Origin of the sequence: Marinomonas lutimaris (assembly GCF_019426345.1) — a bacterium.
GTDB lineage: Bacteria > Pseudomonadota > Gammaproteobacteria > Pseudomonadales > Marinomonadaceae > Marinomonas > Marinomonas lutimaris.
Genome location: NZ_JAHLLW010000039.1, coordinates 1 through 12,096 on the forward strand (window position 1 = coordinate 1; position 12,096 = coordinate 12,096).

Genomic DNA, 12,096 nt, shown 5'->3' on the forward strand with positions numbered 1-12,096 from the left:
GCACTGGAACCTAAATCCAGCGTGTCTACCAATTCCACCACTCCCGCAAGGAATGGCGAGCATTATAGGTAATTGAATTTTCCGGTCAATAGTTTTTTTGTTTTTTTATTAAAAAACTTGAAAAAACTTTCCTTCACCTATATCTACTCACCATTTTATTAAGCATTACTCTCTTTAAAGCTAGACTTAAAAAACACGACCACCAGAATATTCACCACGCTCATAACGTACAGCCATCTCTTCCAGATCCATAGTATGAATGCGAGAAGCTTGACCAGCACAACCAAAGGCTTCATAGCGATCAATACAAACCGCTTTCATCGCCTTGATACTTTCCGTTAAGTATTTACGTGGATCAAAGTTACCTTTGTGTTCAGCCAAACTACGACGAATCGCACCGGTTGCCGCCAATCGCAAATCTGTATCAATGTTGACCTTACGAACACCGTAACGAATCGCTTTAACAATCTCATCAATCGGCACACCGTAAGTCTCAGGAATGTCACCACCAAACTCATTGATGATAGACAACCAATCTTGTGGGACAGAAGACGAACCGTGCAATACGATATGAGTGTTTGGTAGTAACTCTACGATTTTTGCTATACGTTCGATATCGAGAATGTCGCCGGTAGGCGGACGTGTAAACTTGTATGCACCATGGCTTGTTCCAATCGCAACAGCCAATGCATCAATGCCAGTTGCATTAACAAAATCCACCGCTTCTTGTGGATCCGTCAACATTTGATCATGGGAAAGTGTGCCTTCAGCGCCAACACCATCTTCTTCACCAGCTTGACCGGTTTCCAAAGAACCCAACACACCCAACTCACCTTCTACAGATACACCACATGCATGTGCGAACTCAACAGTACGACGAGTCACATCAACGTTGTAGTCATAACTAGCCGGTGTTTTACCATCAGCCATCAAAGAACCATCCATCATGACAGAAGAAAAACCAAGCTGAATAGAGCGTTGGCAAATAGCTGGAGACGTACCATGATCCTGGTGCATTACAACAGGGATATGTGGGTAATCTTCAATCGCCGCCGCAATCAAATGACGCAAGAAGTGCGAACCAGCGTATTTGCGAGCACCAGCAGAGGCTTGCATGATAACAGGTGAATTCACTTCGTGAGCAGCTTCCATGATCGCCTTAACCTGCTCCATGTTATTCACGTTGAAGGCTGGCAAACCATAGCTGTGCTCCGCTGCGTGGTCGAGCAGTTGACGCATACTAATTAAAGGCATAAAAGGTTTCCTCTGACAATTTGTCTTATATTTTATTTATAACGAACAGAGTTATGGTGTTAGTTAACTCTGTGATTTTGTAATCATGGCATTGCTTATCACAAACCATGTGGCTTACGCCTTATCGTTATTGTCATACTCGACTCGCGCCGAGTAGGTCACTCTCTAGTTTTGTTTTCACCAACACTGTTTTCAGCACAAATCATATGCAGCGTCTAACAGTGTTAACGAAGTAGGCTTTTCGCCTTTTTATTACTTATAAAGTGCTTTAGAACGATCTTTGCCATTCTTTGATACTAATTTTGCGCGCGTGACTCTAACATCGCAACCGCTGGCAGCACTTTTCCTTCAACAAATTCTAAAAATGCGCCACCACCAGTAGAAATATAAGAGACCTGATCCGCAATGTCATACTTATCAACAGCAGCTAACGTATCGCCACCACCAGCAATGGAAAATCCTTTACTGCTTGCAATAGCCATCGCAAGCGCCTTAGTTCCACCGCCAAACTGATCAAACTCAAAAACGCCAACAGGGCCATTCCAGATAATCGTTTGGGATTTTTCAAGCAACGCAGCAAACGCAGCGGCAGCTTTTGGTCCAATATCCAAAATCATGTCATCAGGACCAACATCTGCAGCATTTTTCACTGTCGCAACGGCATCTGGCGCGAACGCAGTAGCGACAACAACGTCTTCAGGTAGCGGAATGCTGGTTTTCGCCATCAAAGCTTTTGCCTGAGGAATCAAATCTTCTTCGTACAAAGACTTGCCCACTGGAAAACCAGCGGCAGCCAAGAAAGTGTTGGCAATACCGCCACCAACAATCAATTGATCCACTTTATCAGACAAAGATTCCAATACAGTTAATTTAGTCGATACTTTTGAGCCACCAACAATCGCCGCCATTGGACGAGCAGGTTTCGCTAAGGCTTTTTCCAATGCTTCAAGCTCAGCCGACAACAATGGACCAGCACAAGCGATTGGTGCAAATTTCGCTACGCCGTGAGTAGAAGCTTGAGCACGGTGAGCCGTACCAAATGCATCCATCACAAACACATCGCACAACGCCGCCATTTTTTTAGACAAGGCTTCGTCGTCTTTTTTCTCGCCAAGATTGAAACGTACGTTTTCAACTAGAACAAGCTGACCAGACTCAACTTCAACGCCATCCAACCAATCTTTTGCTAACGGTACGTCTTGTCCTAGCAAACTCGCAAGATGTGTCGCAACAGGCTGAAGCGAGTATTCTTCTTCGTACAGACCTTCTGTTGGACGACCAAGGTGAGACATCACCATGACCTTTGCGCCAGCAGCTAACGCCAATTTAATGGTTGGCAAGGCCGCACGAATACGCGCATCGCTAGTCACCTTGCCATTTTTCACAGGTACGTTAAGGTCTTCACGGATCAATACTCTTTTGTTCGCCAGATCCACGTCTTTCATATTAATTACAGTCATGTACGATGTCCTCGTCGTTTAAACTTCTGATGTCTCAATCCAAATTTGATTGTTCAATCACACCTGCCCAATACTTAGCCACATCCAACATTCGATTAGCGTAGCCCCATTCATTATCAAACCAACATAGTAACTTCACCATTCGCTGGTCGATTACTTGGGTTTGCGTACTATCGATAATTACCGAACGTGGATCATGATTAAAATCCACCGAAGCGTGAGCCTCTTTAGTAAACCCCATTAACCCTGCGTATTTTGAGTGTGCCGCTTGTTCTAACTGCCCATTGATTTGATCAACCGTCACATCTCGTTCTGTACGTAAAACTAAATCAATTACAGAAACATTTAATGTTGGCACACGCACCGCATTACAACCCATTTTTCCGTCAAGTTCTGGCATCATCCGTGTAATACCTCTCGCCAATCCTGTATCGACAGGAATAATCGAACTCAAGGCTGCACGAGTCAGGCGCAAGTCTTTGGTATGATAGCCATCAATTACGGGCTGATCATTCATCGCCGAGTGAATCGTCTGCGTCATACCATGCACAACACCAGAATATTGCTTAACGATGTCCAAAACGGGAATCAAACAGTTAGTCGTACAAGATGCCGCCGAAACAATATTGTAATCCGTCTGAATGTCCTGATGATTAAAACCATACACAATCGTCGCATCAACATCAGATGCTGCGGGTTGAGACAGCAACATTCTTGGAACACCGGCATTTAAATAGGCTTGTGCACCCTCTCGTCCAGAAAAGCTACCAGAGCATTCAAGTACCATATCTAACTCAAGAGATGACCAATCAAGTTCAGCGGGCGTTGCACAGGAAAAACACAAAATCGCATCGTCGCCAATAAGCAACGCATTACCTTGAGTCGAAACTGGCTGAGGAAAGCGGCCATGAGTCGTGTCATAGCGCGTAAGATAACTGATTGTCTCAATATCAGACAATTCATTAATAGCAACCACTTGGATGTGATCACGGTAGCCGTTCTCATAGAGCGCTCGTAATACCGAGCGTCCGATACGACCATAACCATTGATAGCGACTCGCAACATATTCCTACTACTTCATCGCAAAGAAAGTGACCTAAAATAATCACCCTCCGCCTTAATAAAAGGAAAAAGAGGCATACAAACGTACGCCTCTTTTCTTATCAAGCAACAAGATTACGCGGCTAGAATTTTCTCAGCAGTCGCAACCACATTGTCTACCGTAAAGCCAAAGTATTTCAGAAGGTCGCCACCAGGAGCCGACTCACCAAAAGTCGTCATACCCACCATAGCGCCTTCAAAACCAACGTACTTGTACCAGTAATCAGTATGAGCGGCTTCGATAGCAACACGCTTAGTCACATTGCTTGGCAATACAGACTCTTTGTAAGCAGCATCTTGTGCATCAAATGTATTCGTTGATGGCATAGATACCACACGAACTTTTTTACCTTTCGCTGTTAGCGCGTCAGCAGAATCCATAGCTAGACCAACTTCAGAGCCAGTTGCAATCAAGATAAGATCTGGCGTACCAGCACAGTTCTTCAGAACATAACCACCTTTGGCAACATTCGCCAATTGCTCGGCATCACGAGCTTGCGCAGGCAAACCTTGACGAGAGAAAACCAATGACGTTGGACCATCGCGGCGTTCGATACCGGCTTTCCAAGCAACCGCAGTTTCAGCTGCATCACATGGACGCCACACAGACATGTTTGGTGTCATACGCAAGTTAGCTAATTGCTCAACGGGTTGGTGAGTTGGGCCATCTTCGCCCTGACCAATAGAATCGTGTGTGTAAACAAACACGTTTTGAATGCCCATCAAAGCAGACATACGAACCGCATTACGCGCGTATTCCATAAACATCATGAAGGTCGCACCGTAGTTAATAAAACCACCATGCAAAGAGGCACCGTTCATAATACCGCTCATACCAAATTCACGAACGCCGTAGTAAATGTAGTTACCCGCTGGATCGTCTTGAATGCCTTTCGAGCCAGACCATAACGTCAAATTAGAACCCGCAAGATCTGCAGAACCACCTAGTAATTCTGGCAACATAGCGCCAAAGAAACCAATTGCATTTTGTGATGCTTTACGGCTGGCAATATTCTCGCCCTTCTCTTGGCTTTCTTGAATGAAAGCTTGTGCTTTCGCTTCGAAGTCTGCTGGCAATTCACCTTTAATCACACGACGTTCAAACTCTGCGGCCAATTCAGGGTAAGCTGCTTTATACGCTTCAAACTGGGCATTCCACTGAGTTTCACGAGCAGAACCCGCTTCTTTTGCATCCCAACCAGAATAAACATCAGCAGGAATTTCGAAAGGAGCGTAAGGCCAACCTAGGAATTCACGAGCAGCAGCAACTTCAGCATCACCAAGTGGTGAACCATGGCTATCGTGACTGCCTGATTTGTTCGGTGAACCAAAACCGATAATCGTCTTGCAACAGATCAGTGTTGGTTTGGTTGTTTCAGCTTTTGCTGCTTCAATTGCGGCTTTGATCGCTTCTGGATCGTGTCCATCTACACCAGCAATAACGTGCCAGCCATACGCTTCAAAACGTTGTGGCGTGTTATCTGTAAACCAGCCTTCAACATGACCATCGATAGAAATGCCATTGTCATCCCAGAAAGCGACCAGTTTACCAAGACCTAACGTACCCGCTAGAGAAGACGCTTCGTGAGAAATACCTTCCATCAAGCAGCCATCGCCCAGGAAGCAATAAGTGTTGTGATCAACAATAGTATGACCTTCACGGTTAAATTGCGCTGCCAGAGTTTTCTCAGCAATCGCCATACCTACCGCGTTACTGATACCTGCGCCCAATGGACCTGTTGTGGTTTCTACGCCGTCAGTGTAGCCATATTCTGGGTGACCCGGAGTTTTTGAGTGAAGCTGACGGAATTGTTTTAGCTCTTCAATTGGTAATTTATAACCAGACAAATGCAATAAAGAATAAATCAGCATAGAGCCATGGCCGTTTGACAACACAAAGCGGTCGCGATCAACCCATTTTGAGTTATTTGGGTTGTGCTTTAGAAAATCATTCCATAGCACTTCAGCGATATCCGCCATCCCCATTGGCGCACCTGGGTGACCTGAGTTAGCTTTTTGTACGGCATCCATACTCAATGCACGTATGGCGTTAGCAAGTTGTTTACGAGACGGCATGGTTATTCCACTCCTGATAGCTTAACGAACAAAATAGAAAGGACATTCTCTACAGGATAGAGCCACCTTGCAATGCTGGCACCACCATGACGCCCAAACATTGGGCAAAGAAAATGAAATCACATAAAAATCTGCACCATCCTAACAAAAAAATCGTCCTTTGCCTCATTAAAATCCACAGATCGGGTTGATATTTAAACAGCTCTAGTTCATTATTCACATCACTTAAAAGCGTCGATTTGTTTCGGCTTGCGGACGCTATATAAATTCAGCTAAACAGAAGCAATACGACCTGTTTAGCTTTTTTTGAAATATAATCATTGCTAAGCGGGTTTTTTTATACCTATTTAGCGCTTATCCATCATTTTTGATAGAGGCACTAAACATGTCAGAATATTCTTTATTTACTTCAGAATCCGTTTCTGAAGGTCATCCAGATAAAATAGCGGACCAAGTTTCCGACGCCATCCTTGATGCCATTTTGGCAGAAGATCCAGAAGCACGTGTTGCCTGCGAAACACTGGTAAAAACAGGCATGGTACTGGTAGCGGGTGAAGTTCGTACCAACGCATGGGTCGACATTGAAGAGATCGCTCGTGGCGTTATCCGTGAAATCGGCTACAACAGTTCAGACATGGGTTTCGACTGGGAATCTTGTGCCGTGATGAACGCCATCGGCAAACAGTCTTCTGATATTGCCGTTGGTGTTGATGAAGCAAATGAGAAGGAACAGGGTGCTGGCGACCAAGGTTTGATGTTTGGTTTTGCCACTAACGAAACAGACGTGCTAATGCCTGCGCCAATCACTTACGCGCATCGTTTAGTTCAACGCCAAGCAGAGGTTCGTAAAAACGGCACGCTAGATTTTCTTCGCCCAGACGCAAAAAGCCAGGTTACCTTCCGTTACGATGAAAATGGCAAACCATGCGCTATCGATGCGGTTGTTCTTTCGACACAACACAGCGCATCAGTAAAACAAGCAGACCTTCGTGAAGCGGTGATGGAAGAGATCATCAAGCCAGTGCTTCCTGCAGAATGGTTATCAAAAGAAACTAAGTACTTCATCAACCCAACAGGCCAGTTCATCATTGGTGGCCCAGTTGGCGATTGCGGTCTAACCGGTCGTAAAATTATCGTTGATACATACGGCGGCATGGCTCGTCACGGAGGTGGTGCTTTCTCTGGTAAAGATCCATCTAAAGTTGACCGTTCTGCTGCGTACGCTGGTCGTTATGTTGCTAAGAATATCGTTGCCGCAGGCCTTGCTGATAAGTGTGAGATTCAAATCTCTTACGCCATCGGTGTTGCTGAGCCAACCTCTATCAGTATCAATACTTTCGGCACAGGCAAAGTAAGCGACGCGCTGATTTCACAACTAGTGCGTGAACATTTTGAATTACGTCCAGCAGGCTTGATTAAGATGCTAGACCTAAAACGCCCAATCTACCTACCAACAGCGGCTTATGGCCACTTTGGTCGTGAAGGTGAAAACTTCACGTGGGAAAAAACAGACAAAGCTGACGCATTACGCAAAGCGGCAGGTTTATAATTTCCTGATTTTCCGTTATAAAGCCTTCTTCTGCCCTACTCTTTTATTAGACAACACGTGCAGAGGAAGGCTTTTTTATTTCTATTTTTTAAAGACATAAGGCAAAACATGCGTATTCCAAGAATTTTTATCGATACAGAACTCAGCGTGAATAGCACCTTTGCCTTACCAGATTCTGCGTTTCAGCACCTTTGCAAAGTATTGCGTTTAAAATCAGACCATCCTATTCGTGTTTTTAATGGCCGAGAGTTTAATGGTAAAGGCGGTCAATTTAACGCCACTTTGTGCGATGTTGAAAAACGCTCCGCTAATATTCATGTCACAGATTTTGAAGCACTGGATAATGAATCCCCAATCCAAGTAACAATTGGACAAACACTGTCTAGAGGCGAACGAATGGATTACGCCATTCAGAAGTCCGTTGAAGCTGGCGTATTTGCTATCCAACCTCTTTTTAGTGAGCGATGTGAAGTAAAACTGCACGACAGCCGTGCTGAAAAGCGCCAACAACATTGGCAACAAGTTGCGATCAGTGCAGCGGAACAATGTGGTCGAGGTGTGGTTCCTATTGTTTATCCACCAATAGAATTGAGTGAATGGCTGGAGAAATGTAACGAAATGTTAAAATTTACGTTACATCATCATAGCGCAAAACCAATTCGCCAATATGAACAACCAACAAATAATCAGGTGGCTTTATTGATTGGACCAGAAGGAGGATTAACTGAAAAAGAAGTCCAACTCGCTGAAAAATCAGGCTTTAATGCCATCGCACTAGGCCCAAGAGTGCTACGAACAGAAACAGCTCCCGTTGTTGCCCTTAGCGTTATTAACACTCTATGGGGTGATATTTAGTCTATTCTCATAAAAAGCTGTAACTAACAGAATCGCTACATATTAAGGATCTAAATGGCTTTACCATTTCAGTAGATCTCAATAAAGGATAGATAATCACATGTTTCATCGAATAGTTTTGACTTGCACGGTTTATATAGGGACAGTTTTTCTACCTGCAATAGCGCATGCAATTACTCTCGAGGAGGCGACATATACGGCAATCGAAAACAGCCCAACTGTTAGACAAGCTGTAGCACAGTATCGCGAGTCTAAAGAAAATGCTGAGATTGCTCGTCGTTCCGGCTATTACCCGAGTGCAGACCTCTCTGCGGGTATTGGCCGAGAAACGACGTATGCAGACAACTCCAATTCGGACGATATTGATCTTACTCGTCGAGAACTAACACTTTCTCTTAATCAACCACTATTTAATGGCTTTTCAACCGTAAACGATGTCGAACGATTAAACAGCGAAGCCGAGGCAGATCGTTGGAGCGCTCTGATTTCAGTTGAAAATACTGCTCTAGAGGTCGCTCAGGTTTATGCCAATATTTTACGCTACCGCGAATTGGTCAGCCTTGCTGAACTAAACCTAAAAACACACGAGCGTATTTACGGGCAAATCAAACTAAAAAGTGATTCAGGTATTGGCCGACAATCCGACCTTAGCCAAATTACCGCGCGTCTTGCCAAAGCTCATGCTAATTACTTTGCAGCCGTGAACAATCTTCAAGATGCAGAGAGCAACTACAGAAATGTCGTCGGAGAAATGCCACCGAAAGACTTAATCTACCCAATCCCTGATAAAGATTTGCTGCCAAAAAATCTTGATTCTGCGATCAATGAATCCTTGAAGAAAAACCCAGCTATTGAAGGCGCTCGCTGGGATGTCGCAGCAACAGAAAGTCTGCAAAAAGTTGCTAATGCTGATAACTACCCAACGGTTAATTTTGTCTTAGAACGTACATGGGACAACAACATTGACGGAGACCGAGGCCCCAGTGAAGATTTATTGGCCATGGTGCGACTAAACTACAACCTCTACAGCGGTGGCACGCATAAGCGTAAAAAAGAAGCGGCAGTTCAACAATACGTTCAGGCTTCCGAAATACGCCGTAAAACCATCAGAGACACAGAGCTAACCGTAAGACTTGCATGGGCAGCCTTTGAAGCAACCACAGGACAAAAAGAGCATATTAGACAATATGTCATTGCAACAAAAGAATCTCAGATCGCTTATGAAAAGCAATTTCGCTTAGGCCGTCGTACGCTACTTGATGTACTAGACAGCGAAAATGAACTTTTTCAAGCTCGCCAAGATTACGTAAACGCAGACTATGATGAGCTTTTCTCAGAATTTCGTTTATTTAATGCCAAAGGCGAACTGATGCGTGCGTTCCGTATCTACCGTCCACAACTGCTTGGTTTTAATGACGAGTTTGATAAGAAAAAAGCACCGCCGGCTCCTGAGCCAAGCGCTATTGACGAATTAAAAGCCGCAGAAGATTCAGTAAAAGTTAATAGCTCGCCTCAGCCTTCAGAAGCTCCGGCAGCCAGCACTCCTCAGAAAACACAAGAAAATGATCTTTTCTTAGATGCCGATGGAAATTCTGGTAGCTGGTAGTTTTATAAACGAGGGCCTCAATAAAGCAGAGTCATTAGTGTAAACGCATAAGCGACGCCACCCATGATTCTGCTTTAACACATCAAAAACAGACACCACCGAACATATAATGATAAAGGCTTTTTTTTCATTACTTCCACTCATCCCTATATTCTGGTTCATCTAAGCAACTATCTGAAAATCATAGGTGTTTTTTCTTCTCAGCGTCCCCATATTTCTATAGCATCAACACCTATTAACAGATTAAACAAAGCACTGAAACGTTGCTTTCGCTTTAGGAACCATTTTATGACTATCAAACTCGGCATTGTTATGGATCCAATTTCATCCATAAACTATAAAAAAGACACGTCACTTGCCATGTTATGGGCTGCTGCAGACAAGGGTTGGCAACTGATTTACATGGAACAAAAAGACCTATTTTTGGACAATGGCAAAGCCTACGCCATGACTCGTCCATTAAGCGTTTATAAAGATCCAGCACACTTTTACGATCTTGGCGAAGAAACAAAAATGGCTATGGGTGATATGGACGTGATTTTAATGCGCAAAGATCCACCATTTGATAGCGAATTCGTCTACAGCACCATGATTCTAGAACAAGCAGAAAGAGATGGCGCACTTGTGGTCAATGATCCAAAAAGCTTACGTGACTGTAATGAAAAACTCTTCGCCACTCAGTTCCCACACTGCTGCCCACCAGTCTTAGTAACTCGACGTGCAGACTTGCTGAAAAGCTTCCATAAAGAACATGGCGACGTTATCTTCAAGCCTTTAGACGGCATGGGCGGCAGCTCGATTTTTCGTATCAAACCCGATGATTCAAACGTCAGCGTGATTATTGAAACCTTAACAAACATGGGCGTAGAGCAAATCATGGCACAAAAATTCATCCCAGAAATCAAAGATGGCGACAAGCGCATTTTGGTTGTTAATGGTGAACCTGTGCCGTTTGCACTAGCACGTATTCCAGCATCAGGCGAAACCCGTGGTAACTTAGCTGCCGGCGGACGTGGTGAAGGCAGACCTCTTACTGAGCGTGATCGCTGGATTTGCGAGCAAGTTATCCCATCATTAAAAGAAAAGAACTTAATGTTTGTTGGCTTAGACGTGATTGGCGACTACCTCACTGAAATAAACGTCACCAGCCCAACCTGCGTTCGTGAATTAGACAATCAGTTCGATTTAAATATCGCCATGATGTTGATAGAAGCCATAGAAAAACGTCTTCAGTAATATCAACATGCGAATAAGAGAAAAATTTTCTATCGCGCTTTTCATCGCCATTAGCTTTCATGTGCTAATGGTGATGATTTTTGGTTTCGATTTTGCTCTGCCTGCACCCAAGCCGAAAACACTGGAAGTAACGCTTGTTCAACATACAACAAAAGCACCGGTCGAAGCTGACTTTATCGCCCAAGCCAATCAGCAAGCCAGCGGCACAGAAATACGCAAGCAAAAGCTCACCACCACCGAAGATGCCCGCTTCTTGTCAGATACCATCCAAGAAATATCTCCTCCAGTCCAGCCTCAGCTTGCCTCTGCCGAACCTATCGACGAACCAAGTCTGCTCGCAACACAAGACCAAGAGGCGGTATTTGAGATTATCAATGAAGCTGAAAATGAACCGAAAACGCTAGAAGAAAAATTTCGTGGCGAAACTCAAATCCCTAGTCATATATCCAACGACATTGCCACCTTAGAAGCTCTGTTAGACCAACAACGCCAAGCCTATGCTAAGCGCCCAAGAATTCGCCGTTTGACCTCAGTCTCCGCCAAAGCCGCTGTTGATGCGCAATACTTAGATGACTGGCGACGCCGAATTGAACGTATAGGTAATATTCACTATCCAGAAGAAGCAAAACGTAACCATCTTTATGGAGAGCTGCGCCTAGCCGTTATTATACAGCCGAACGGTTATGTCGATGATATTGAAGTATTGCATTCCTCTGGTATTCGAGTGCTCGACGATGCAGCCATGCGCATTGTTCGTTTGGCGGAACCTTTTCAGGTCTTCCCTAGTGAACTAAAGAAAGAAGTAGATAAGCTGGAAATCATTCGCACATGGCGATTTGTTCCAGGCAACCAACTACAAAGTCAGTAAACGCACGGCCCAATGACTATAAAATCAACAGGCATAAAAAAGCCCTCACTTTGAAGTGACCCCCAATAGTTGGACAACCAATATTGGGGG

Annotated in this window: 9 protein-coding genes; 5 read left to right on the top strand and 4 right to left on the bottom strand. The window is 44.4% G+C overall.

Annotation, left to right across the window (positions count from 1 at the left end; genetic code table 11):
• Positions 1 to 186: 186 nt before the first annotated feature.
• The 4 genes from fba to tkt form a co-directional block, all read right to left on the bottom strand.
• Positions 187 to 1,254, bottom strand: coding sequence for a class II fructose-bisphosphate aldolase (gene fba, locus KPL72_RS20800; protein WP_212916938.1), 1,068 nt, complete (start codon positions 1,252 to 1,254; stop codon positions 187 to 189).
• A gap of 296 nt (positions 1,255 to 1,550) precedes the next feature.
• Entirely contained in the window at positions 1,551 to 2,714 is a 1,164-nt protein-coding gene (locus KPL72_RS20805; RefSeq protein WP_219704317.1) for a phosphoglycerate kinase, read from the bottom strand.
• A 34-nt stretch (positions 2,715 to 2,748) separates the two neighbouring features.
• A complete protein-coding gene (locus tag KPL72_RS20810; protein WP_219704318.1) occupies positions 2,749 to 3,780 on the bottom strand; it encodes a type I glyceraldehyde-3-phosphate dehydrogenase in 1,032 nt (343 codons plus the stop codon).
• A 111-nt stretch (positions 3,781 to 3,891) separates the two neighbouring features.
• Positions 3,892 to 5,892 (bottom strand): transketolase, encoded by a 2,001-nt coding sequence (gene tkt / locus KPL72_RS20815; RefSeq protein WP_219704319.1) that lies wholly within the window; start codon positions 5,890 to 5,892, stop codon positions 3,892 to 3,894.
• Positions 5,893 to 6,277: 385 nt separating this feature from the next.
• Between tkt and metK the strand changes: the two genes are divergently transcribed.
• From metK to KPL72_RS20840, 5 genes are all read left to right on the top strand, one after another.
• Positions 6,278 to 7,441 (top strand): methionine adenosyltransferase, encoded by a 1,164-nt coding sequence (metK, locus tag KPL72_RS20820; protein ID WP_219704320.1) that lies wholly within the window; start codon positions 6,278 to 6,280, stop codon positions 7,439 to 7,441.
• Positions 7,442 to 7,549: 108 nt separating this feature from the next.
• The gene (locus tag KPL72_RS20825; RefSeq protein ID WP_212916943.1) at positions 7,550 to 8,296 is read left to right on the top strand and encodes a 16S rRNA (uracil(1498)-N(3))-methyltransferase; all 747 of its coding nucleotides are present in this window, start codon (positions 7,550 to 7,552) and stop codon (positions 8,294 to 8,296) included.
• A 100-nt stretch (positions 8,297 to 8,396) separates the two neighbouring features.
• Entirely contained in the window at positions 8,397 to 9,902 is a 1,506-nt protein-coding gene (locus KPL72_RS20830; RefSeq protein ID WP_219704321.1) for a TolC family outer membrane protein, read from the top strand.
• A 288-nt stretch (positions 9,903 to 10,190) separates the two neighbouring features.
• Positions 10,191 to 11,138, top strand: a complete 948-nt coding sequence (gshB, locus tag KPL72_RS20835) for a glutathione synthase (RefSeq protein ID WP_219704322.1) — start codon at positions 10,191 to 10,193, stop codon at positions 11,136 to 11,138.
• 7 nt (positions 11,139 to 11,145) lie between these two features.
• Complete coding sequence (locus KPL72_RS20840) at positions 11,146 to 12,006, top strand: energy transducer TonB (RefSeq protein ID WP_212916946.1); 861 nt, start codon at positions 11,146 to 11,148, stop codon at positions 12,004 to 12,006.
• Positions 12,007 to 12,096 lie beyond the last annotated feature (90 nt).